This is a genomic window from Sulfurimonas sp. C5, assembly GCF_029872055.1.
GTDB lineage: Bacteria > Campylobacterota > Campylobacteria > Campylobacterales > Sulfurimonadaceae > Sulfurimonas.
On the sequence record NZ_JARXNQ010000004.1, the window covers coordinates 95,505 to 118,736 of the forward strand.

A 23,232-nucleotide genomic window follows, 5' to 3' on the forward strand; every position below is an offset into this window, starting at 1 on the left:
CAACCTTTATAACCTAACTTAAAAAGAACCCATCTGCTGCACTGTCAATACTTAAATTATAATTTAATCCCAAATTTTCCAACTATATAGATCACACTGTAATATGCTCCGATTGTTAATGCAGTTGAGATGAGCATACTCAAAGGAAAACCGACACCTTTTTTAATCAAAATCGGAAATACTATAAACAATGTCATTGAGGGTGCAATGAGCCATACAATCCTTTTGGAAAACTCTACTGCACTCTCCGAAGTTCCTGTATCGACATACATCCAAGTCATAGCAAGAATCGATACTAACGGAATTGCTGCCAGAAGTGCACCTGCTAAAGAGTATCTTTTTCCTATTTCAGATATAAGTACGATTAACACTGTTGTAATAAGTAATTTAACTACATAATATGCCATTATTTTTCTCTCTTTTTTAAACTTTTTGAAATTATCTTGTCAGCATTATACACAAGCTAATTAGCATCAAAGCATTTTGTATGCATAATGCGAAATAAAAAAGGATATATCATGAAATATGTTGCATTTATTTACCAAGATAAAGAAGATAACGATTTTATAGCAGTAGTACCTGATCTTCCAGGATGTGTAGCTTACGGAGATACTATGAAAGAAGCGTGTGAAATGATGCAAGAAGCTACTGAATTATGGCTTGAAAATGAAGAACTTCCACCGGCAAACACACCTAAACATTTTACAGATAAACTTCTCAACGAGTTAAAAATACCTCTTACAGCTTCAAAATGTATTTTACATGTCACAGCAGAAGATGACAAGTCATATGCTGTAGAATTTATAGATATATAGCAAAATTTATCAACCGTTTCTTTAAAGTGCTATAATAAAATTTCACAATTTAAAGGCTTTCATATGAAAAAAATTATTTTACTTCTATTTGTTATTTTAAGTGCATGTGGTGTCTATCTTTATCAAAATTCAACACAATCTGCAAATTCTCAAAGCACCTTTTACGGGAACATTGAAAACAGAACCCAAAAACTTTCATTCACTTTTTTAGGGACGGTAAAGTGTGTTACTAAAGATGAGGGGCAAAAATTTTCAAAAGGGGATGTATTGGCTTCACTCGATACTACGCCCCTGCATTATCAGATCGAACAACTCGAAGCTCAAATCGAAGCAGAAAGAACTATTTTACAAAAACTAAAATCGGGGTACAGAACTGAAGAGATAGCTCAAGCAAAAGCCGCTATGCAAGAAGCAAAAGCTTCACTTGACGGTGCAAAAGATACATATGTGCGCCAGAAGCAACTCTACGAGCATAAAACAACTGCCGAACAAAGTTATGTCCTTGCAAAAACAGCTTATGAAAAAGCACAAGCAATTTACGATAAAGCTATAAGTTCTTATGCTCTTATGAAAAAAGGGTACCAGCAAGAGGACATCGAAGCCCAAGCAAAAAAAGTTGCAGCTTTAAAAGCACAAAAAAAGACTCTGCAATATAATTTGCAAGAGGCTACCATTACGGCACCTACAGATGGTACAATTCTCACACGCTATGTTGAACCAAAATCTGTCGTCACTCCTGCACAAAGTATTGTAGAAGTTGCGCTTCAAGACGAATACTGGGTACGTGCATACATCGGCGAAGCAGAACTTGGAAAAATCAAACAAGGGCAAAAAATGCTTGTTTATACAGATGTTAGAGAAGAACCATACGAAGGGTATGTAGGATTTATCTCTCCTGTAGCCGAATTCACGCCGAAAAACATTGAAACACCTGAAGCACGTCCAAATCTCGTATATCGCTTTCGTGTAATTATCACCAACCCTTCTGCAGAGTTAAAACAAGGTTTACCTGTTACGGTTAAAACATTGTAAGAATTTTATATGAAGCTAGTCACCGCCCACGAACTTTGCAAAAAATTTTCAAACCAAGAAGTTCCCGCACTTGACACTCTGAACTTTTCGATTGAAGGTGGGAAAATCACAGGTCTTGTCGGTCCTGATGGGGCAGGAAAAACAACTTTAATAAGAATCATTGCAGGACTGTTAAAATCCTCAAGCGGCATTCTTGACATACAAAGCGACTCAATCGGTTATATGCCGCAGCAGTTCGGTCTTTATGAGGAGTTAAGCGTTGAGCAAAACCTTTCACTTTACGCTTCACTTCAAGAGATAGAGAACACAAAAAACAGGATTGAAGAACTTTTAGATTTTACGGACTTAAAACCGTTTCGTACAAGAAAAGCAGGTGATCTCTCCGGAGGAATGAAACAAAAACTCGGACTTGCCTGTGCTTTGATCAAAAAACCAAAACTGCTTCTTTTGGACGAACCAAGTGTCGGTGTTGATCCAATTTCAAGACGGGCATTGTGGGCGATGGTACAAACTCTTTTGGAAGAAGATATAGCAGTACTTTGGGGGACTTCATACCTTGATGAAGCGGATCATTGTGATGATATTATACTTCTCAATGAGGGAAAAATGCTCTACTACGGCACTCCTGAAGCTATGAAGCAACCGCTTGCAAACGAAGTGTATCTTATTGAAAATATCTCTACCGACAAAAGACTCTTACTCTCTCACCTTTTAGAATCTCCAAATATAATGGATGCAGTCCTTGTTGGAGACTCAATCCGTGTCAATCTTATGTCAAATTCGGATTTTCCTGCAAACACACTGCAAAAGATAGATCCGCAAGCGAACTTTAGAATTACAGATCCTACATTTGAAGATGCATTTATAAAAATGTTAGGAGTAAAAACGCTTTCTCACTCTCTTTTAGCCGAGCAGATGCAGCAAAAACCTTCAAATGATAAAAAACTGATAGAAGCAACAAGTCTGACAAAAAAGTTTGGTGATTTTACAGCAACGGACAATATAGACTTTTCAATAGGAAGCGGAGAAATTTTTGGTTTTTTAGGACCAAACGGTGCGGGAAAATCAACCACTTTTAAAATGCTGTGCGGTCTGCTTACACCAACTCAAGGCACTGCAACGGTACTTGGAGAGAATCTTTATCTGACAAACACACATGCAAGAGAAGAGATCGGCTATATGGCTCAAAAATTCTCTCTATACCAGACACTAAGCGTCAAAGACAACTTAGAATTTTTTGCAGGTATATACGGTTTGTCTCGAAAAGAACAAAAGAAAAAAATTGATGCCATCATTGAAACATTTAATTTTACGCCTCATCTGCATACAACGACTGAATTACTCCCGCTTGGTATCAAACAACGTCTTGCACTTTCTTGTGCTTTGATGCATGAGCCATCTGTATTGTTCTTGGATGAACCGACAAGCGGTGTTGATCCGATCACGCGTAAAGAGTTTTGGACCCACATTAACGGAATCATAAAAAAAGGAATCTCCGTGATGGTTACTACCCACTTTATGGATGAAGCACAATATTGCGATCGAGTAATGCTTATCTATCAAGGTAAAGCGATAGCAACGGGAACTCCGGATGAACTCAAACATCAAGTCTCTCGCACTGCGACTATGGAAGAAGCATTTATAGGACTTATTGAAGAGTATGAAAAAAGGAATCATAGATGAGACTGCGCAGGCTTAATGCTTTTTTATACAAAGAAACATTACAGGTATTTCATGATCCTAGTGCTATTTTAATAGCCATAGTATTACCGCTCATTTTACTTTTTTTAATGGGCTATGCAGTTTCTCTGGATGCAAATAAACTGCCGCTTGGAATCATTAACAAAAGTGCCTCTTCAGAATCGCATGCTTTAATAAATAAATTTTCCGCATCTCCTTTTTTTCAGACAACATACGGTTACAGCGAAGAGAAGCTTCTAAAAAAAATTGAGACAAATCATCTTAAAGGCTTACTTGTCATAGATGAAAATTTTGGCATCGACAATGAATTTAAACTTCAACTTTTAGTAGATGCCACAGATCCAAACAGTGCAGGTTTAGCTCAAAAGTATGCTTCAAGCATTATCAATACTTGGGCAGTTGATGAGGGGATAATTAAAAAAATTCCTATTGAAATCAGACCGAGATACTGGTTTAATCCGGAAACTTCCAGCAGATACTTTTTACTGCCTGGCTCAATTGCCGTTATTATGACACTGATAGGGACATTGTTAACTGCATTGGTAATTGCCAGAGAATGGGAACGCGGTACAATGGAAGCTCTCATGGCTACACCGATCACAATGACAGAAGTTATTCTCGGTAAACTTATTCCCTACTTTTTTTTAGGTCTAGGCTCACTCCTTTTATGTTTTATAGTTGCATACTTTTGGTATGAAATTCCGTTTGAAGGAAATTTGTTTTTACTCTTTTTATTAGGAGCATTTTATCTGTTCCCATCTCTTAGCATCGGTCTTTTGATCTCCACACTTTCAAAAAATCAGTTTGTCGCTGCACAGGCATCACTCATTATAGGTTTTATGCCCGCTTTTTTACTCTCTGGATTTTTATTTGAGATCGCAAATATGCCCGAGTGGCTTCAAATATTTACTTATCTCTTTCCTGCACGCTATTTTGTAGAATCGCTGCAAACTATATTTCTAGTGGGGAATATCCCCTCTTTATTTATTAAAGATATGTTTTCAATGAGTGTAATGGGACTGTTTTTCTTTACCCTTGTAGTAAGAAACACGAAAAAGGCTTTAGAATGATAAGCCGTTTATTTGCCTTGATGAAAAAAGAATTTTTAGCGATCAAAAACGATAAAAAATCTCTAGTAGTTGTTATCATACCGCCGCTGATTCAAATATTTATCTTTGCGTTTGCAGCTACTTTGGAGGTAAAGCACATTAACCTTGCCGTGTTTGATAAAGACGGTTCCGTTCAAAGTCAACAACTTATCCAACACCTTAAAACATCTGAATATATTAACAGCCTTAGACGAGTTGAGCATCTTGACCAAATTGAAGAGCTAATAGATACAGAAAAAGTGTTGGCTACCCTTGTCATCCCCCAAGGTTTTGCAAAAAATCTAACTGCAGCCGATGCCGAAGTGGGAATTATTTTTGACGGTAGACATTCAAATACCGCCCAAATTGCAGAGGGATATCTCACAGCTATTATTACAAATTTTACAGCTCAGACTTTTAACAGAGAACTTCCAATTAGCCTTCAAAGCCACTTTTTATACAATCAAAACCTTAACAACTTTTGGTGGATTGTTCCTAATCTTTTTGGCTCTATTACAATGATTGTCGCGATGATTCTTACATCACTTTCAATTGCCAGAGAAAGGGAGCTAGGGACTTTTGAGCAAATTCTTGTTACTCCTCTTCACCCTTTTGAAATCCTGCTTGGAAAACTGCTTCCAGCCCTTCTAATTAGTACTTTTGAATCCACACTCATACTTTTTGCTGCAGTATTTCTTTTTGATGTCCCAGTTATAGGTTCCTTACCTCTACTTTATACCGGCGTTGTGATTTTCTTGTTTTCCATGTCTGGCGTAGGACTTTTCATTTCAGCTCTTTCCAATACACAGCAACAGGCTATTTTGGGTTCATTCGTTTTTATACTCCCGTCCTTTTTACTTTCGGGATTTGCTACACCTATTGAGAATATGCCTTCATGGCTACAACCCGTTGCAGAGTTTCTTCCACTCAAATACTACTTATTATTAATCAAAGGGGTATTTTTAAAAGATATCTCTTGGAGTGACAGTGTAGAGCTTCTATTACCAATGATAGGACTCGGTATAGTTTTTATGGGTATTGCTATGATGTTTTTTAGAAAACATTCACGCTAAAGTTTTTTCTATTTTATAAACTTTAACGCTTTTTTCGTAAGTGAAGAGATCGGAGCATTTTCGATCTTATCCAGTTCATACCACTCTACATTATCGGAAAATTCCTGAAGTTCATACAAATGTACAGATAGACGGTATTTTGTATATGAATGTTTGAAAACACCCATTAGATTTTCTTCTATTGGCTCTACGCTTGGAAGTTCTAACATGTTTTTATACATAGGACCATCTGACATCTTGAGTGCGATTTGATTCTCTTTGACAAGTAAACCGTAGAACAAATCCATTGCTTCATACTCTTTCTTCTTTACTTGAGTGTAAAGTTCAGGTTCATTTTTCCCTGCACATATGAATGACAAAGGACACTCATTACAATTTGGATTTTTCGGCACACAAATCATAGAACCGAGATCCATCAATGCCAAATTGTGTTCTCTTGGAGCTTGTTCATTTAAAAGTATTTCTGCTTTTTCCCAGATCTGTTTTTCTTGTGGCTCTAGTAGTGCAAATACTCTCTTGATCACTCTGGCGATGTTGGTATCTACTACAGGAACATTTTGTTTATGACCGAAACTGCAAATTGCACTTGCAGTATAACGACCTATGCCCGGTAATTTTACCAACTCTTTTAGTTCACTCGGCAATTGTTCAGAGACCAGTTTGGCAGTAGCATGAAGATTACGTGCACGAGAATAATATCCAAGCCCGCTCCAACTTGCCAACACCTCATCTAAAGGTGCTTCAGCCAAACTTTTCAGAGTTGGAAATTTTGCTAAAAATTGTGGATAATACTCCTCTTGAACACGATTTACCTGAGTTTGTTGCAGCATAATCTCACTCAGATAGATATGATAAATATCGGATGTATTACGCCACGGCAGAGAATGTCTGCCGTACTCTTCATACCACTCTAATAACTTTTTTTGCAAGCTTGATAATCCTTTTTAGCTTTTACGATATGAAAGTTTATTGAAAATAGCTGTTCCTATAATTAAAAGGGTAACTCCAACTACCAAATAAAATGCATTGATAAGTTTACTATAGTCATCTAACACAATTTTAAAGACTGCCATTAACGATTCAATTGAGAGTGCGATGATAATAGAAGTCAAGAATTTAGTAAGTGTTTTATTTTGTAGTTCTGTCCCATAGTTAAATGTCTTAAAGAGTACATCATTTTCTATTATCGTTTTAGCCAGATCGTACATTGCAAGTCCGATTGTAATTGAGATAATAGAAGTAAAAATATCATGCATTATATTTTCGCCTACCAGGCTGCCAAATAACATAGCTATAAATATATACGCACCGTATAAAATTAAAAAGACGGAAACTACACCTAAAAGGATCCCTCCCCCAGCCATAATAACCGTATTGACTTTTTCAAATCCACTGTTATGTTCTATAAGGCGTAACTCTCCCAACAGTTTTAAGATATCAAAATCTATAACTAAGTATCCGCCGTTAATCTGTTTTACGGCTGTAAGTGTGGGTTGTCCTGTTATATAATGTAAATAAGGGTTACTGATATGTATACTTTCATCTTTGAAACTCACCCATTTAAAATAAAACGATTTATCTGTCCCTTCCCTTTCTTCTATAAGCTCTTTTCTAGCTATACTAGGAGTTAACTGGATGAAATTTTCATCTACAAAGTAAATAATCTCAACAGCTTTTTCCGCTTCAAAAAAATTACGAAGTTCTTGTACATTTGTAGAACGAGGTTCAAAGTTTTGAATGATTCCGCGCATATAAAACTGAACACTGTTTTTATGTTCATTATAGATATTTACTATACGTTTCATGAAAACCTCCTCATAATTATCAGAGTTCTATTTATCATTATTACACTCATAGGATTAAGTTAAAAAGGGTTAAAATAGTTACGATCTGTTTTTAAGACTTCTTAGATTAACAAATGTTATTATTTTAAAAAGCTATATATAAACAATTAGACTTACATGATAGTTCATTCAAAAGTCTAAATATGCCAGATGGGAGTATTTCTGCAATTTACACAACCTATTATAGTTTAGTAAATCACTGAAACTTGATTTCTACCATTCTCTTTTGCATAGTAAAGTGCTTGATCTGCTCGTTTAAAAAATTCTTTAAAGGTGTCATTTTTCTCTAATTGACTGATCCCAATTGAGATTGTTATATAGTGTTCAAGATTATATTGCAGGTTTAGTAAGTGGAATAGTTATTTATTAAGAGTATAAATACTATAAACATTACAAGAGAAAACAAAAACATTGTAAAATATTTAGGAAAATATAAAGTAAGTGGTGGTCACGATTGGACTTGAACCAACGACCACTTCCATGTCAAGGAAGCACTCTACCACTGAGTTACGCGACCATTTATAATAAGGGATCAGAATTTTATCCAAAAATGCTTAAACTAATTTGGATTTTTAAAAAAAATTTTAAGCCAGCAAAAATTTTTTAAAATATTGGAATATTCTTCACATTTTACTTTTAATTTAGGTATTCACATAGTATAATTTCACTCTTTAGATGATACTGAGATACAGGTATCAATTTTTGAAAAATACCCCGAAGGTAAGAAATGACTATTAACGAACTAGAAGATTTAGGACTAAAGAATATTGGTCAAGTCTTTCACAATTTGAGCTACGATGAGCTTCATAAGCACGAACTGGCCAATGGTGAAGTAATTAAGACCACGCAAGGTGCCACTACGGTAGATACTGGAATTTTTACAGGTCGTAGTCCACTAGACAAATACTTTGTTGAGCGTGATCCCTCAAATAAATATATCGCATGGGGCGATGTGAATAAACCCGTATCTGCTGAAATTTTTGACGAACTTTTTGAAGTTGCCTGTGAACAACTTTCAAACAAAGACTTATATATCACAGACGTTTTTTGTGGTTCATCTCCAGCTTCTAAGCGTTCTGTTCGCTTTGTATCTGAAATAGCTTGGCAATCTCACTTTGTAAAAAATATGTTTATCCGCCCTACTTCTTCTGAACTAGAAGTATTTAAATCAGACTTTACTGTACTTAATGCTTGTAAAACAATCAACGACAAATGGAAAGAACATGGTCTAAACTCTGAAGTTTTCGTAATGTTCGATGTTGAAAGAAACATAGCTATTATTGGTGGAACATACTACGGTGGAGAGATGAAAAAAGGTATCTTCTCTATGATGAACTACTGGTTACCACTTGAAGGTAAACTTTCTATGCACTGTTCTGCAAACGTAGGCAAAGATGGTGATACTGCACTATTCTTTGGTCTTTCAGGGACAGGAAAAACTACACTTTCAACAGATCCAAACCGCGCTTTAATCGGTGATGATGAGCATGGTTGGGATGATCACGGGGTATTTAACTTTGAAGGTGGATGTTATGCAAAGGTTATCAACCTTGATCCAAAAAGTGAACCTGAAATCTACGGAGCAATTAAACAAGATGCTCTTTTAGAAAACGTTGTTACAGATGACGACGGTGAAGTAGACTACGACGATGGTTCAAAAACTGAGAACACTCGTGTTTCTTATCCTATTGAACACATTGCAAATCACAAAGCTGATCTTATGGCAGGTCACCCGAAAAACATCATCTTCTTAACAGCAGATGCATTCGGTGTACTTCCTCCAGTATCTAAGCTAAGCCGTGAGCAAGCAATGTACTACTTCCTAAGTGGTTATACTGCAAAAGTAGCAGGAACTGAGCGCGGTATCACAGAACCTGTCGCAACTTTCTCAGCATGTTTTGGAGAAGCTTTCTTACCACTTCATCCAACAGTATATGCAAAACTTCTAGGTGAAAAAATTGACAAGCACGGTGTAAATGTTTACCTTGTGAACACTGGATGGACTGGTGGAAAATACGGTACAGGTAAAAGAATGAGCATCAAAGATACTCGTGAATGTATCAACTCAATTTTAGACGGTTCTATCAATAACTGTGAATTTGAAACTACTGACATCTTTAGATTAAACATTCCAAAAACTTTAGGTGAAATCAATCCTAATGTACTTAATCCTAAAAATGCTTGGAAAGATAAAGAAGAGTTTGAAAAAACAAGAAACGAACTTGCAAATATGTTCGTAAATAACTTCCAAAAATACCAAACTGCTGACAGTGAGTTTGACTACTCTACAGCTGGTCCGAAAATATAATAATCTTCTAACAAAGGTTACTTTTTAGTAGCCTTTGTCAAATACAACCAAATCAATCCCCCAATCGTAAAAACAATTACAGGTGCAAGCCATTTATTATCAGAGATGTAAAGAGCAAAAGCTTTTAGCGGTGCTCCGAAAAAGTAACTAGCAAGACCAAATACAAGTGCCCACATAGCTGCTGCAAAAAAATTCAGAACTGCAAACTTTTTGAAATCATACTTTGTCAATGCGATTGCGATCGGGATAATAGTTTTAAGCCCGTAAATATATTTTTGAATAAAGATAACCCAGTCACCGTGTTTTTTCATCATCATGTGAGAGAGTGCCAGTTTACGTCTGTGTTTTCTCAAACTCTCCATCATCATATGTTTTTGATTTCTTGTCAACCAAAAAAGGAGTACGTCACCAAGCATATTTCCCATAAAAGCTACTGCCATTGATGTTGCAAGATCCATTTTTCCCATGTAACTAAGAACCCCTGCAGCAATAATTCCGACAAAACCACCACCCAAAGAGTATAAGAAAAGTGCTATGTATCCGTATGTAGCTAAAGAACTGAATGTTTCTTCCATTAAAATTTTTTCCTTTTATAGTTGTTTTATTTTTGCGATCTCATCACGTAAGCGAGCTGCTTCTTCGAAGTTGAGTTCTTTTGCCGCCTGCTTCATCTTAAGCGACAACTCTTTAATAAGAGCTTTTTTCTCGCTTGCCGGCATTTTATCGAGCTTTTTATGTTTTTGGTATAAGCCCCCTGCATCTTCTAGTTTGAGATTCTCATCTAAAGCTCTTTTTGTCGTTTTTGGAGTGATTCCGTGTTCTTTATTGAACTTCTCTTGCAGTTCGCGTCTGTACGTAGTCGTATCCATAGCTCTTTGCATCGAACCGGTAATTTTGTTTGCATAAAGAATAACTCTTCCGTTTTCATTTCTTGCCGCACGACCAATAGTTTGAATAAGTGCCGTTTCGCTTCTTAAAAAACCTTCTTTATCTGCGTCTAAAATAGCGACCAGACTTACTTCAGGAAGATCCAGCCCCTCACGAAGCAGGTTGATCCCGATAAGGACATCAAACTCTCCTAGACGTAAGGAACGGATAATCTGATTTCTCTCAATAGTATCGATATCAGAGTGCATATACTGCACTTTAATCCCTAAGTCCGCAAGATATTTTGTAAGAGCCTCTGCCATTTTTTTAGTAAGAACGGTAATAAGTACACGCTCATCTTTTGCGATTATTTTTTTGATCTCATCGTGAATATCTTCAACCTGATTGTCAGATGGTTTTACCTCAACGATAGGATCTAAAAGTCCCGTCGGACGGATAATTTGCTCAGCTTTAACAGCAGAAAGTTCTAACTCATACTCATTCGGTGTTGCAGAAACAAAAAGGTAATGAGGTGCTTTATTTATATATTCATCCAGTTTTAAAGGACGGTTATCAAGTGCTGAAGGAAGACGAAAACCATATTCAACTAAAACTTCTTTTCTAGCACGATCCCCTGCATACATCCCTCTGTACTGTGGTAGAGAGACATGGGATTCATCCACGATTACAAGATATTCTTTATGATTAGCTTCAAAATAATCAAGCAGTGTAAACGGTGCTTCGCCCGGCTTTTTATTTGTAAGCAGTCTTGAATAGTTCTCAATTCCTTTACACATCCCCGTAGTTTCAAGCATCTCTAAATCAAACTCAACTCTTTGTTTTAAACGTTGATACTCAACCAGCTTATTCTCTTTTTGAAAGTAATCTAACCTTTCATCCAGCTCCTCTTCAATTCTCTTGATCGCTACTGCCATCTTATCTTGGGAAACGCTGAACTGACTCGTTGCATAGATAGTAAAACTTTTATGCTCTTCAAGTTTTTTATTGTCAATTACGTCTATTATATAGATAGCTTCTATTTCGTCTCCAAAAAACTCTATGCGGATCGCTTCTTGTTCAAAATACGGCGGATATACATCAATTGATTCACCGTTTACACGAATATGTCCGCTGTCAAAATAGGAATCATTTCTCGTATATCCCATTTCAACTAAACGAAGCAGTAGTTGTTTTTGATTGATCTCATCCCCCACTTCAATAGCCTGAACCATAGTCATATATTCTTCCGGGTCTCCCAAACCGTAGTTTGCCGAAACAGAGGCAATGACTATTACATCGTCATAAGAGAGAAGATTTGCCGTAGAGCTTAAACGCAGACGCTCCAGCTCATCATTGATCGCACTATCTTTTTCAATAAAAAGGTCCTGACGAGGAATGTAGGCTTCAGGTTGATAGTAATCGTAATAAGAAACAAAATATTCCACATGGTTATTTGGAAAAAATTGACGAAATTCAGAATATAACTGTGCAGCAAGCGTTTTATTATGGGTCATAATAATAGTAGGCATTTTTACTTTTTCGATGATGCGGGCCATCGTATGTGTTTTTCCGCTTCCCGTTACACCTTCTAGTGTCTGATAGCGATTCCCTTTTATAATGGAATCTGATAATTTTTCGATCGCCTGCGGCTGATCACCTGCGGGCTGATACTCTGATGCTACTTTAAATTCTGCTTCTTTTTTCATAGGTGAAATTATAACTAAATGGGGATAATGAACTTGTTCATTCATAGAAAAATAGATATTTTAAGAGTATTTATATATAATAGACATCATATAATTTTGTAGGTGAATTTACATGAAAGCTATTGCTACCATTATTGTAATACTTCTAACTGCTTTGTTTATAATATTGAGTTCATCTATTTTTAACAATGAAGAAACGCTTCTTCCCACCGTACAAGAAACCCTTACAGATAATACTATACATTTAAAACTTGGGCATAATACCCCTGTGGACAGTGCTTTGCATGAAGCTTCAGTAAAATTTGCAAATGAAGTTAAGAGAAAAACAAAAGGTGAAGTAATCATCGATATTTTTCCTGCACAACAACTGGGTAATGACCATCAAATGGTTGAGATGGCAAGAAACGGTGATATTGACATCATTCTAACACCAACTGCAAAAATGAGTGTAGCAGTACCATCTGTCCAATATGCCGATCTCCCGTTTTATTTCCCTTCACGTGAAGATGTTTATGCAATGCTTGACGGTGAACCTGGAGAGATGATTCTTCATAACCTTAAATCGATCGGTCTTATCGGTGTGACATTTTGGGAAAATGGGTTTAAACATTTCACTGCAAATGAGCCTTTGCTCTCTCCAAAAGATTTTCAAGACAAAAAATTCCGCGTTATGAAAAGCCGTATAATTATGGAACAGTTCAGAGCATTCGGAGCAGAACCTGTTGCGATCGATTTTTATTCTACAAAACAAGCGCTTCACGACAAGGTTGTAGATGGTCAGGAGAACCCTTTAGTTGCCATTGTAAGTATGGGCTTTTATAAAGAACAATCTGATCTTACTCTAAGTGAGCATGCTTACTTGGGATATGTATTATCTTTTAGTGAAAAAACATTTTCTAAGTTACCCCAGAACATACAAATGACCCTTATAGAAACAGCTAAAGAGATCACTCCTTGGGAAAGAGACGAGACACATAAACGTGAAGAAAAACTCTTGGAAACGATTAAACATTCCGGTGTGCAAATACATACTATCAGTGAAAAAGATCGTCAAGAATTTGCAAAAAGAACTGCCTATATTCCTCAAAAATATGAAGCGGTAATCGGTTCTAATATTATTTCAAAAACCAAGGAACTCCTCTATAACAAATATGGTGCAAACTTTAAAAATGACGATCATATTTTAATCGGTATAGATACAGACATCTCTTCCGACACAAAAGTTGCCGGCTTAGCTATAAAAAGAGGTGCAGAGATTGCGGTTTCTGAGATAAATGCCAAAGGCGGTGTTCTTGGAAAACCTTTGGAAATCATTGTAAAAGATCACAGAGCTCTTGCAAGCAAAGGGATTCAAAATATTGAAGAGTTTTCACACAATAAACATCTTGTAGCGATTATCGGTGGTGTGCACGGTGCTGTTATCTCAGCAGAGCTTGACACAATTGAGCAACTCAAAATACCTTTTTTCATTCCTTGGGCTGCAACAGCTGGACTTGTAAACAACGGCTATAAAGATAACTATATTTTTCGTGTATCTGCAAATGATAATATAGCTGCAAATTTTATTGCCGGTTATACTCTAAAAAAATATAAAAAACCTGCAATAATTGTTGAAAACTCTGTCTGGGGTAGAAATAATTTAAAACTTATGACACAATATTGTCAAGAGCACAATATCAAAAATATTACAGAAATTGTATTTAACCGCGGACAAAATAACTTTAAAAAAGAGATCTCTCAGATCCTAGATTCACAAGCCGACGCTTTAATAATGGTAGCGAATCCTTTTGAAGCCTCAAAAATTCTTCAAGAACTAAAAGCGCGTAAAAAAAGTTTGCCTGTTATTTCCCATTGGGGTATTACAAGCGGAAACTTTTTCAAAGAGAATGAAAATCTTTTAAAAGGGTTAAACTTAAATGTTTTTCAAACATTCTCTTTCAATAACCAGTTAAACACAAAAGCCAAACATCTTCTTGATAGCTACAAAAACAAATATCTGCTGAGTAAAAAATCTCCCGTTCAGGCATCTGTCGGCATTGCTCAAGCTTATGACATAGTATATTTATTAAAATTAGCAATCGAAAAAGCAGGTACTACAGACAAAACAAAGGTGAAACAAGCACTTGAAAACTTACCAAAATATGAAGGTGCAGTGAAAACATATGCACCTGCCTTTACCGAAGCAAATCATGATGCTTTAGACGGTAGGGATTATTACATGGCAAAATACAATTCAAATGGTATTTTAGTACCGGTAAAAAACAAGTAAAAAGAGTTTATTAATATGGGATTTTTGCAAAAATTAGCTTTTAAAAGTATCCGGGAAAGAGTCATCATCTTAATCTCTACTCTGATTGCTCTTGCTATTTTTCTCATTACACTTATTGTTTTATTTATTGTAAATAACAACATGAGTAACCAGATGGATACTCTTTTAAAAACAAGAGCACACTCTATTTATGAAAAAATTGATCAAAGGATCGGTTATCTAATAGACAACTCTGTTCTTTTAACTAAAAATGAGTTAATTATAAACTCCCTTATAGACAAAAACGGTAGAAAAACTTACCTGCCTCCTTTGGTAGAAAATTTTATGAAAGGAAAAGATGTTCTATATTTAAATATTGTTGACTTTGACGGCAGAGCTATTTTCCAAACACAAGAGAACATCCCTCTCTATAATGAATCTTCCAGACTCAGAGCTGCACTTGCTCTTGGAAAAGTATCGTACTTTATTGAAGATAACGACGATAAACTAGTCATTATAGCACCTATTGAATACTACAATACTACTCAAGGTGCAGCTATTGTCGTTTTTAAAATAGATGAGATAGCTAACCGGGTTTTGACAAACAATACAGACATATATATCAAACTCTTCCATAATGAGCAAAATATCTTTTCACGCAATTTTGATGAAGATATAACATATCACTCCTCTGTACAGGATACCCATCAAGACTCACTATTAAAACAACTTGGAGTCGTTTTACAAATCGGGGTACCTACAAATATTTATTTGGCTCCGCTTAAAGAGATATTATTAAAACTCATATTAGTCGGTTTGGTGTTTACGGTTGTAGGTATCATCTTATCCAATCTCTTGGCAGACACTATTACACAACCAATACTTACACTTGTAAACAGAGTTAAAAATGTTGAAAATAAAAGTGAAGTTTTCTGTAGCCCTCTTGGAACAAACGATGAACTTGAAGAACTTGCAAAAGCTTTTGACGAACGTTCACTCTTACTGCAACACCAAGCTCAATATGATTCTTTAACCGACTTACCAAACAGACTTTTGTTTCTTGACAGACTTGAACAAAGTATTAAAAACTCTGTAAGAACTAAAGAAAAATTCGCAGTTTTATTTATAGATTTGGATCACTTTAAAGAGATAAATGACTCTTTCGGGCACCACTTTGGAGACAAACTTTTAATGATCGTAGGGGAGTATCTTCAACGTGCTGTAAGAGTAAGCGATTCTGTTGCCCGTATGGGAGGGGATGAATTTACTATTTTATTAAGTAACTTAGATAACCAGCATGATATTCTCAGTATACTACAAAAAATAATGAATATATTCAAAGAGCCTTTTATTATTTCCCACCATCAATTCTATATAACATGTAGTATCGGTATTACACTTTTTCCTCTTCACGGAAAAACATCAGAAGAACTACTGAAAAACTCCGATGCAGCTATGTATAAAGCTAAAGAAAAAGGGAGAAATACTTATCAGTTTTATACAAATGATATGACTGAAAAGGCTTTTGAACGTATTACACTGGAGACACAACTTAGACAAGCCCTGGTAAATCAAGAGTTTGAAGTGTACTACCAGCCACAGGTAGATATCCCTAGCAGTAAAATTATCGGTATGGAAGCACTTGTTAGATGGAATCATCCAAAGATGGGACTGGTTCCTCCGTTTAAATTCATACCGCTGGCTGAAGATACAGGACTAATTGTAGAAATAGACAGACAAGTGATGTTAGACTCCATGAAGCAGTTTCAGCAATGGATTAATGACTGTTTTGATGTAGGTACTCTCTCAATTAATCTCTCTATTGTTCAATTGAATCAGGAAGATTTTATAGAGTTTGTAAAAAAAGCTATTAACGTTTCGAAAATATCTACTGACAATCTTATGTTTGAAGTAACAGAGACACAGGTCATGAAAAATCCTGAACATGCAATTATTATGTTACAGAAACTAAAGGATCTTGGCATTAGACTTGCAATTGATGATTTTGGGACTGGACACTCATCTCTTGCATATATCAAGAGGCTCCCTATAGATAAGCTCAAAATTGATCAGTCTTTTATTATGGATGCTTTAGTCGATAAAGATGATCAAGAGCTTACAAAAGCAATTATTTCAATTGGTAAAAACTTAAATCTTGAAGTTATTGCAGAGGGGGTTGAGACCCAACAAATTGCAGAGTTTTTAGTTAGTAACGGATGTACTGAAGCACAAGGTTATTTTTACTACAAACCTATAAACAGTGAGACTTTAACAGAGATATTAAAGTCTCAACACTAAAAAGTCATTACACTCTTACGCTATATAGATACCAAAAACCTTATCTATATCTTTTGTAATAATTTTGTCTATCTTATTATTTGCCACCATCTCTGTCATAATCTTCATCGTTGTCGTATGAGAAACACTTTCTCTATATGGTCTATGCTCTGTTAAAGCTTGATAGATATCTAAACATCCCATCAATCGTGATTCAAAACAGAGTTCATCAGCACTGAGACCATAGGGATATCCACTCCCATCAAGTTTTTCATGATGTTGATATGCCCACTCTTCTATCTCTTCAAAAGCATCCAACTTATGTAGAATTCTATGGGTAAAATAAGTGTGTGATTGTATAGTATTTATCTCTTCCGGATCTAAAAAAGTTTCTTTTTCAAGTATTTTATTTGAAACTGCAAGCTTTCCAAGATCATGTAATGATGCAGCAATTTTCAGCTTAGTAACTTTTTCTTGGTCAAACTTATAATATATAGCCATTGTTTCTATTTTTTCAATTAAACCTGCCGTATGTCTGGCTGTAAACTTTGATTTTGTATCAATGATTTTTGAAAAGACTTTAGAAACTTGAAAGATACCATTCCAGCCTATATCTACAGTAAACTCTTCTACATAATTACATATAGCTTCTACTATCATAAAATCCGTTACATCAAGCCAAAAAGCTGTTGTTCTGGCAAGCTGAAAAAAGGCTTCTGCTATTATAGGATCAAAAAGTATCCCTTTATTTTCTTCAACATATTTGTATATGTCATGTTTATTTTTTAAACTACTGTCTGTTAATGTGTATGCCGAATCTAAAAGATCTGCAAACGCAATTATTTGTGACATTAAAGGAATTTCATCACCTTTTTTGCCAAAAAAACCACTACCGTCATAATGTTCGTGATGATATAAAATTATATTTTTTGGATTTGTTAAAAAAGGAAAATCACGAACATTCTTTTCACCGATCACACAATGCTCTTTGAGTTGTTCTAATTTATAAAACTCTTCTTCAACAAGGTTTGTCTTCAGTGCTGCTTCTGTTAACCCGTTATCATGCATTACAGCCAACGAAACCAAGTCAAAAGATTCTTTTGAATCCAAACCTAATAACCTTGCCAAACGCAGCGATATATATGCAACTCGTTTAGAATGAAAGTTATGGACACCCAATAACTCTTTTTCAACAAGGTCCAAAGCAAAACTTATGCTGATTAAAAATGTATTTAAATTAAAATTTTTCATCTAAATAATATATCATACAAAGTCTTAAGAATCTACTAGATGAAAAATTACATTTTTGTGAGAGAAGTTTATTGCTTTATTTTGAGATATATTTGTGATGTGTTTTTATTTGTAACGAACTCTGTTACGACCCGTTTGTTTTGCTTCATATAAAGCTTCATCTGCTCTTCTAATAATAGAACCGACCGTATCATTACGATGATTTATTGTAGCGCCTATACTAAGTGTTTTATATCCCACAATTGGGAATTCGTATTGTGATATTCTCAAGCGTATTTTTTCAGCGAGTTCAAAAATCTCTGCTTCATCAGCTTCCAAACAGATTATTAAAAATTCTTCACCACCGAATCTAAAAATATAATCACTTGCTCTGATATTTTCACTTAATATTTTAGATACCCCTATCAGTATCTCATCACCAACCAAATGTCCGTATGTATCATTAACATTTTTAAAGTGGTCGATATCTAAAAGCAGTACACCGATATTTGACTTATATCTTTCTGCTCTCCTTAATTCCTGTACTAAAATTGAATCCAGCTCTACACGGTTGTGTACACCTGTTAATTTATCCATTGTAGCTAGCTGGTGGAGTTCTAACTCTTTTTCAAAGCTATTCTTTTTAGAAAGATGTAGTAGGATTCCTCCCACTATTCCAAGTAGTAAGCTTGCCAACATCCACATAGTGTTAAGCAGAAAACCTGTGTTTTGATCTTCAAAAGCTATTAAAGGATATATTTCCCCTACAGCAAAAACGAAAAGCGAAGCTACGATTGCTTGATTTAAACGTAATCCTGAAATCGTTAGATTCCAAAAAATCATCAGATATAACTCTGTTTGATAGCTGCTGTAAGATTCCATATGTGAAAAAATATAAGCATGAATGGAAGATGTAAGAACAGGTGCTAAAAACAATAAAGTTTCTAAAATTTTCTGATCTACTTTTTTGTATGCTAAATATGAAAGCATAAATGCATAACTAGGTACAACAATAAGTTGAATAATAATGAGAAAGTTATGTATATCAGAAGTAAAAATAAAGAAGTTTATACTTCCCATCATTACATAAATTAAACCTGTAATTGCCAAGACATATTTTATCTGATTTAACAAATGTGCATATTGCCAAACACTAAACTTATAATTAAGTTCTTTTTCTTTATATCCGAGGAATAACTTTTTTACTTCTTTCATCAAAGTATTATATCTTGTTAAATACTCAACTATAGCTATTTTAGAAGCACAAAGTTATTTAAAGTTAATTTTTCTTATCTAGATTTGTAAAATCCAGATAAGATCGTTTAATAAAAATTAAAAAATATATTTTATCCCAGCATATACACTTGATCCACGGGCAGAATCAATTGTACTGTCTTCATACTCTACTATACCCTCATAATGTTCATTGATATGGTACTCAACACCTGCACCATACACCATACCGTTATCTTTCTTTGTTCTTCCATCCAGTTTTTCGTGTTCAAACTCATAACCTGCTTTCCCCATAAGGGCTAAAGAGTGTGTTACAGGTAATGTGTATGTTACATCTACTGCATATGTCCAATATTTTGCAGTTAATGCTCTAACTTCGCCATCACTGTACTCAGTTATATCATTTTTACTGTATGATGTATCAAGTTCTAGCGCAAAATTATAAGGAAGAGTATAACCTATATCAATTCCCATTCCTTTACCGCTTTTCCCTTTAAGTATGCTAACACCTTCTGGTATAGTTTTCCCTATAGTATATAATGCTTTAGCAACCACATAGAATTCATTTGAATTTTTATGTTCCTCTGCTTGAAGTACAGATGAACCTGTTGACAATAATAAAGTTGCTAATGCTATGTTTTTAATCATTTTTTCTCCTTAAATATTAAAAAAGGATTATATTAAAAAAGGGCATCTCAATCTTTACATATTTTGTTATTAAAGTTATCTATATTTGCTATCTTTATATGCATTTTATGTTCAAAAAATTAACATATTTTTCTTCTTTATAGGACATATACTTTTAAATTTTTTACTTCAACTTTCCCTTGAAGTTCGTATGCGAAAAGTTTTTGTGCATCATATCTGATCACATCCTCATAATTGGGATTTTTTCTGCAAAATAGTAAAAACTCATCTGCTTCAATTCTATTTTGACTCTCTTCTTCAAACATCGAAACAAAACTATCTATATCGTAGATAGCTTTCGCTATTCCATCTTGTAAAAGTTTATTTGTACCTTCACTTTCCCCTATTCTATGAGGAAAAACATATATCTCTTTTCCCATTTTTTGTGCATATTCTACACTTCTTGAAGTTCCGCTATTAAGATCACCGTAAGCAACCACTAATATTTCACCAAGGGCTACAATAAGTTCATTTCTAAGTGGAAAATTATATTTTTTTGAAGTGGTACCGGATTCAAATTGGCTGAGAACCAATCCTTTTTGTTCTATGTCAGATATGAGTGCTTTGTTGATCGCCGGATAGCGGGTATCTAAACCTGTGCCTGCAACCATTATAGTATGTTCTGCCCCTGCACTTTTATGTGCTATCGCATCTATCCCTATTGCACCGCCACTTACGATTGTAACACCGTGAGCAGAGAGTTTAGAGCAAAGTTCTTGTGTTAAACTACGTGCATACTGATTAGGTTTTCTGCTACCGACAACAGATATTTTTTTCGAGTTTAATAAGGCGAGATTTCCAAGATAGAAGAGCTTAGGATATTTTTTCATATCCTTCAATGCTTCTATTTGAAAATCTATTGTTTGAATCATATCTAATAGATATCTTTCACCTGTACAAGTTGTACTTTTTTAAGTAGTTCTTTGGATTCAGCAAGTGCTTGCAAAGTATTTTTGTGCGGATGCCCTATCGCTATTGCCTTTCCATGTTCTTCTGCAAATTTTACAGCTTTTTCAATCTGCTCTTTGACATACTCTTCTTCCATATGGTGATCCAAAAACACATCTCGTGCCACGTATTCAATACCATAATTTTTAGAGACTTTCGGAGCCTGAGTTTTTGCTGTAGTCCTGCTGTCTACAAAATGTACACCCTCTTTTTTCAAGGCAAAAAAGAGTCTGTTCATTGCAATTTCATTTGATGTAAACTTGCTACCTGTATGATTGTTAATATACGCCACTTTTGGAAAAAGTGTTTTGATCTCTGCAACCCTTTGCATGATCTCTTGCTGAGTATCCCTTACATGTAAAGTATACGGCTCTTCCTTAGAAAAATGCTCAGCTTCCATAGGTAAGTGCACCATATAAAAGCCTTCTTTCGCAGCCAATCTAGCAGAATTTGGGCGTGCAGGACTAGGCGGTAAAAAGGACATTGTAATCGGTATGTGCAAAGATTTAATCGAATGCACTTGTGCACTTGTACTTACGTCATCAATAATAATAGCCAGTTTTGGTTTGTGTGTCATCACAACTTTTGTTTTTTGTATTTGTTTTGGAGGGTTTACCAATTCTGCATCATCAATTTCATGAGAAGCGGAGGTATAAGTTTTAGACTCTTTTTTCAAAACTTCTTGAAGTCTTTTTGCTACATCTTCTTGTTTATGTGTAGTTTTCTCCAGTTTTGATTGTAACTCTTTAGTTTTTTTCTTCTCTTGAAGAATTGTTTTCGTATTTTGATCTTTTGCATCTTTAAATCCAAAATAATACCCTGCAACCAATGAACTGAGCATCAATGCCACTATCGCCAAAAACCATGCGACATAAGTTAAAAATTTAGAATTTTTTGTAGCACTTGGTTTTCTTTTTCTTGTTGTTTTTCTTGCCATTTTATTTATAACTTTAATATCTTATTTTTGAAACTATATCCTAAAAAAATTAAATCATAAAAAACCATGACAAATTGTCATAAAACTAATCTAAATCATATGTGCTATCTTTAAGAAAATTTTAGATATAATTCCGAGTTCCTTTCTCTTTGTAATTCTGTTAAGTACAGAGTTATATTTTAGATCCGAAAGGGAAACAAAAGCCGTAACTGGCAATACCAAGAGGAGATCATACGTTATGAGAAAATACGAAAACTTAGTAATCGTAAAACCTACATTAACTGCTGAAGAAATTCAAGCCAACATCGCTGCAATCGAAGAAGTAATTACTTCAAACGGTGGTGAAATCGCTGCTACAGATGCAATGGGAATGAGAAAACTTGCTTACCCAATCGCTAAAAATGAACGTGGTTATTACCATGTAATCTATTATACAGTAGAGCCATCTGCTATCGCTGAAATTGAAAGACGTTTCCGTATCAATGAAGAAATGCTTCGTTTCGTTACTATCAAGTACGAGAAAAAAGCTGAAACAAAAGCTTGGGATGCACTTGTTGAAAAAACTAAAAATGCTCCAGCTGCAAAAGCAGAAGAAGCAGCTCCAGCTACAGAAGAAGCAGCTGCTGAATAATTAAGGAAAGCTTATGTTCAATAAAATAATCTTGGTAGGAAACTTAACACGCGATATCGAACTTAGATACTCTCAAGGCGGTAGTTCAATTGCAAAATCAGCAATCGCTACAACTCGCAGATTCACTAGTAATGGTGAAAGAAAAGAGGAAGTATGTTTTGTTGATATCACTTTCTTCGGAAGAAGTGGAGAGATCGCAAACCAATACCTTCGTAAAGGAAGTAAAATCCTTGTTGAAGGAAGATTAAGCTTTGAACAATGGGTCGACCAAAATGGACAAAAAAGATCTAAACATTCTGTTATAGTTGAATCTATGCAAATGCTTGACGCAAAAGGTGGAAATCCTGCTATGGGTCAAGATATGGGACAACCACAAGGTTATGGTGCAAATGATTACAATGCTCCTGCACAAGGACAACCGCAATCTTATCAAGCGCCACAAATGCAACAGCCAAGTTATGAGCAACAACCGATGCAACAAAATAACTACGGCCAAGCAAATCAAGGCTACTCTCATCAAGCTGCGGCTCAACAAAGTAGAGAGATGCCTAGTAGCAACTCTATACCTGAAATAGATATAGATGAAGATGAAATTCCATTTTAGAAA

The 23,232-nt window shown here is 35.2% G+C and carries 21 protein-coding genes and 1 tRNA gene; 10 read left to right on the forward strand and 12 right to left on the reverse strand.

Annotation, left to right across the window (positions count from 1 at the left end):
* Window positions 1-56 precede the first annotated feature (56 nt).
* The gene (locus P6N22_RS08110) at window positions 57-407 is read right to left on the reverse strand and encodes a DUF3147 family protein (protein ID WP_280331896.1); all 351 of its coding nucleotides are present in this window, start codon (window positions 405-407) and stop codon (window positions 57-59) included.
* Window positions 408-518: 111 nt separating this feature from the next.
* On the opposite strand from P6N22_RS08110, the gene P6N22_RS08115 reads away from it, so the two are divergent.
* The 5 genes from P6N22_RS08115 (at window position 519) to P6N22_RS08135 (ending at window position 5,709) form a co-directional block, all read left to right on the forward strand.
* The gene (locus tag P6N22_RS08115) at window positions 519-815 is read left to right on the forward strand and encodes a type II toxin-antitoxin system HicB family antitoxin (protein WP_280331898.1); all 297 of its coding nucleotides are present in this window, start codon (window positions 519-521) and stop codon (window positions 813-815) included.
* Between the two features lie 63 nt (window positions 816-878).
* Window positions 879-1,847, forward strand: a complete 969-nt coding sequence (locus tag P6N22_RS08120) for an HlyD family efflux transporter periplasmic adaptor subunit (protein WP_280331900.1) — start codon at window positions 879-881, stop codon at window positions 1,845-1,847.
* Between the two features lie 9 nt (window positions 1,848-1,856).
* Window positions 1,857-3,530 (forward strand): ATP-binding cassette domain-containing protein, encoded by a 1,674-nt coding sequence (locus tag P6N22_RS08125; protein ID WP_280331902.1) that lies wholly within the window; start codon window positions 1,857-1,859, stop codon window positions 3,528-3,530.
* A complete protein-coding gene (locus P6N22_RS08130; protein ID WP_280331903.1) occupies window positions 3,527-4,618 on the forward strand; it encodes an ABC transporter permease in 1,092 nt (363 codons plus the stop codon). The genes P6N22_RS08125 and P6N22_RS08130 overlap by 4 nt, the downstream gene beginning before the upstream one ends.
* Window positions 4,615-5,709, forward strand: coding sequence for an ABC transporter permease (locus P6N22_RS08135; protein WP_280331905.1), 1,095 nt, complete (start codon window positions 4,615-4,617; stop codon window positions 5,707-5,709). Before P6N22_RS08130 ends, P6N22_RS08135 begins: the two co-directional genes overlap by 4 nt.
* An 8-nt stretch (window positions 5,710-5,717) precedes the next feature.
* Here the strand turns inward: P6N22_RS08135 and P6N22_RS08140 are convergent, their stop codons facing one another.
* From P6N22_RS08140 to P6N22_RS08155, 4 genes are all read right to left on the reverse strand, one after another.
* Window positions 5,718-6,638 (reverse strand): A/G-specific adenine glycosylase, encoded by a 921-nt coding sequence (locus tag P6N22_RS08140; RefSeq protein WP_280331907.1) that lies wholly within the window; start codon window positions 6,636-6,638, stop codon window positions 5,718-5,720.
* A gap of 15 nt (window positions 6,639-6,653) precedes the next feature.
* On the reverse strand, window positions 6,654-7,514 hold the full coding sequence (locus tag P6N22_RS08145; RefSeq protein WP_280331909.1) for a hypothetical protein: 861 nt from the start codon (window positions 7,512-7,514) through the stop codon (window positions 6,654-6,656).
* Between the two features lie 227 nt (window positions 7,515-7,741).
* Window positions 7,742-7,894 carry a diguanylate cyclase gene (locus P6N22_RS08150; protein ID WP_280332039.1) on the reverse strand — a complete coding sequence of 51 codons (153 nt, stop codon included), beginning with the start codon at window positions 7,892-7,894 and terminating at the stop codon, window positions 7,742-7,744.
* Window positions 7,895-7,995: 101 nt separating this feature from the next.
* A tRNA-Val gene (locus P6N22_RS08155) sits at window positions 7,996-8,070 on the reverse strand.
* 210 nt (window positions 8,071-8,280) lie between these two features.
* Between P6N22_RS08155 and pckA the strand changes: the two genes are divergently transcribed.
* Window positions 8,281-9,861 (forward strand): phosphoenolpyruvate carboxykinase (ATP), encoded by a 1,581-nt coding sequence (gene pckA / locus P6N22_RS08160; protein ID WP_280331911.1) that lies wholly within the window; start codon window positions 8,281-8,283, stop codon window positions 9,859-9,861.
* Between the two features lie 17 nt (window positions 9,862-9,878).
* On the opposite strand, the gene P6N22_RS08165 is transcribed toward pckA, so the two are convergent.
* Together P6N22_RS08165 and uvrB are read right to left on the reverse strand one after the other, a co-directional pair.
* Window positions 9,879-10,436: a DedA family protein gene (locus tag P6N22_RS08165; RefSeq protein ID WP_280331913.1), complete on the reverse strand. Its 558-nt coding sequence runs from the start codon at window positions 10,434-10,436 to the stop codon at window positions 9,879-9,881.
* 15 nt (window positions 10,437-10,451) lie between these two features.
* The gene (gene uvrB, locus P6N22_RS08170; RefSeq protein WP_280331915.1) at window positions 10,452-12,434 is read right to left on the reverse strand and encodes an excinuclease ABC subunit UvrB; all 1,983 of its coding nucleotides are present in this window, start codon (window positions 12,432-12,434) and stop codon (window positions 10,452-10,454) included.
* A gap of 112 nt (window positions 12,435-12,546) precedes the next feature.
* On the opposite strand from uvrB, the gene P6N22_RS08175 reads away from it, so the two are divergent.
* Together P6N22_RS08175 and P6N22_RS08180 are read left to right on the forward strand one after the other, a co-directional pair.
* A complete protein-coding gene (locus tag P6N22_RS08175; RefSeq protein WP_280331917.1) occupies window positions 12,547-14,703 on the forward strand; it encodes a DctP family TRAP transporter solute-binding subunit in 2,157 nt (718 codons plus the stop codon).
* Window positions 14,704-14,718: 15 nt separating this feature from the next.
* Window positions 14,719-16,980: an EAL domain-containing protein gene (locus P6N22_RS08180; protein WP_280331919.1), complete on the forward strand. Its 2,262-nt coding sequence runs from the start codon at window positions 14,719-14,721 to the stop codon at window positions 16,978-16,980.
* A 15-nt stretch (window positions 16,981-16,995) separates the two neighbouring features.
* Here P6N22_RS08180 and P6N22_RS08185 read toward each other — a convergent pair whose 3' ends face one another.
* The 5 genes from P6N22_RS08185 to P6N22_RS08205 all read right to left on the reverse strand — a co-directional run bounded on the left by P6N22_RS08185 (window position 16,996) and on the right by P6N22_RS08205 (window position 21,994).
* The gene (locus P6N22_RS08185) at window positions 16,996-18,210 is read right to left on the reverse strand and encodes an HD domain-containing phosphohydrolase (protein WP_280331921.1); all 1,215 of its coding nucleotides are present in this window, start codon (window positions 18,208-18,210) and stop codon (window positions 16,996-16,998) included.
* Window positions 18,211-18,315: 105 nt separating this feature from the next.
* Window positions 18,316-19,404: a GGDEF domain-containing protein gene (locus P6N22_RS08190; protein ID WP_280331923.1), complete on the reverse strand. Its 1,089-nt coding sequence runs from the start codon at window positions 19,402-19,404 to the stop codon at window positions 18,316-18,318.
* Window positions 19,405-19,521: 117 nt separating this feature from the next.
* Window positions 19,522-20,070, reverse strand: a complete 549-nt coding sequence (locus tag P6N22_RS08195) for a porin family protein (RefSeq protein ID WP_280331924.1) — start codon at window positions 20,068-20,070, stop codon at window positions 19,522-19,524.
* 137 nt (window positions 20,071-20,207) lie between these two features.
* Window positions 20,208-20,981, reverse strand: coding sequence for a DNA-processing protein DprA (locus P6N22_RS08200; RefSeq protein WP_280331926.1), 774 nt, complete (start codon window positions 20,979-20,981; stop codon window positions 20,208-20,210).
* Between the two features lie 2 nt (window positions 20,982-20,983).
* A complete protein-coding gene (locus tag P6N22_RS08205) occupies window positions 20,984-21,994 on the reverse strand; it encodes a divergent polysaccharide deacetylase family protein (RefSeq protein WP_280331928.1) in 1,011 nt (336 codons plus the stop codon).
* Between the two features lie 238 nt (window positions 21,995-22,232).
* Between P6N22_RS08205 and rpsF the strand changes: the two genes are divergently transcribed.
* Both rpsF and P6N22_RS08215 read left to right on the forward strand, forming a co-directional pair.
* Window positions 22,233-22,625 carry a 30S ribosomal protein S6 gene (gene rpsF / locus P6N22_RS08210; RefSeq protein ID WP_280331929.1) on the forward strand — a complete coding sequence of 131 codons (393 nt, stop codon included), beginning with the start codon at window positions 22,233-22,235 and terminating at the stop codon, window positions 22,623-22,625.
* A gap of 13 nt (window positions 22,626-22,638) precedes the next feature.
* The gene (locus tag P6N22_RS08215) at window positions 22,639-23,229 is read left to right on the forward strand and encodes a single-stranded DNA-binding protein (protein WP_280331931.1); all 591 of its coding nucleotides are present in this window, start codon (window positions 22,639-22,641) and stop codon (window positions 23,227-23,229) included.
* Window positions 23,230-23,232: the final 3 nt, after the last annotated feature.

Bases quoted from the DNA above. Each gene is read 5' to 3' on its own strand.
- P6N22_RS08180 (WP_280331919.1), top strand. From the start codon at position 14,719: ATGGGATTTTTGCAAAAATTAGCTTTTAAAAGTATCCGGGAAAGAGTC.
- P6N22_RS08195 (WP_280331924.1), bottom strand. From the start codon at position 20,070: ATGATTAAAAACATAGCATTAGCAACTTTATTATTGTCAACAGGTTCA.
- P6N22_RS08115 (WP_280331898.1), top strand. From the start codon at position 519: ATGAAATATGTTGCATTTATTTACCAAGATAAAGAAGATAACGATTTT.
- P6N22_RS08185 (WP_280331921.1), bottom strand. From the start codon at position 18,210: ATGAAAAATTTTAATTTAAATACATTTTTAATCAGCATAAGTTTTGCT.
- P6N22_RS08135 (WP_280331905.1), top strand. From the start codon at position 4,615: ATGATAAGCCGTTTATTTGCCTTGATGAAAAAAGAATTTTTAGCGATC.
- P6N22_RS08165 (WP_280331913.1), bottom strand. From the start codon at position 10,436: ATGGAAGAAACATTCAGTTCTTTAGCTACATACGGATACATAGCACTT.
- P6N22_RS08145 (WP_280331909.1), bottom strand. From the start codon at position 7,514: ATGAAACGTATAGTAAATATCTATAATGAACATAAAAACAGTGTTCAG.
- P6N22_RS08125 (WP_280331902.1), top strand. From the start codon at position 1,857: ATGAAGCTAGTCACCGCCCACGAACTTTGCAAAAAATTTTCAAACCAA.
- P6N22_RS08130 (WP_280331903.1), top strand. From the start codon at position 3,527: ATGAGACTGCGCAGGCTTAATGCTTTTTTATACAAAGAAACATTACAG.
- P6N22_RS08175 (WP_280331917.1), top strand. From the start codon at position 12,547: ATGAAAGCTATTGCTACCATTATTGTAATACTTCTAACTGCTTTGTTT.
- rpsF (WP_280331929.1), top strand. From the start codon at position 22,233: ATGAGAAAATACGAAAACTTAGTAATCGTAAAACCTACATTAACTGCT.
- pckA (WP_280331911.1), top strand. From the start codon at position 8,281: ATGACTATTAACGAACTAGAAGATTTAGGACTAAAGAATATTGGTCAA.
- P6N22_RS08190 (WP_280331923.1), bottom strand. From the start codon at position 19,404: ATGAAAGAAGTAAAAAAGTTATTCCTCGGATATAAAGAAAAAGAACTT.
- P6N22_RS08215 (WP_280331931.1), top strand. From the start codon at position 22,639: ATGTTCAATAAAATAATCTTGGTAGGAAACTTAACACGCGATATCGAA.
- uvrB (WP_280331915.1), bottom strand. From the start codon at position 12,434: ATGAAAAAAGAAGCAGAATTTAAAGTAGCATCAGAGTATCAGCCCGCA.
- P6N22_RS08110 (WP_280331896.1), bottom strand. From the start codon at position 407: ATGGCATATTATGTAGTTAAATTACTTATTACAACAGTGTTAATCGTA.
- P6N22_RS08200 (WP_280331926.1), bottom strand. From the start codon at position 20,981: ATGATTCAAACAATAGATTTTCAAATAGAAGCATTGAAGGATATGAAA.
- P6N22_RS08205 (WP_280331928.1), bottom strand. From the start codon at position 21,994: ATGGCAAGAAAAACAACAAGAAAAAGAAAACCAAGTGCTACAAAAAAT.
- P6N22_RS08120 (WP_280331900.1), top strand. From the start codon at position 879: ATGAAAAAAATTATTTTACTTCTATTTGTTATTTTAAGTGCATGTGGT.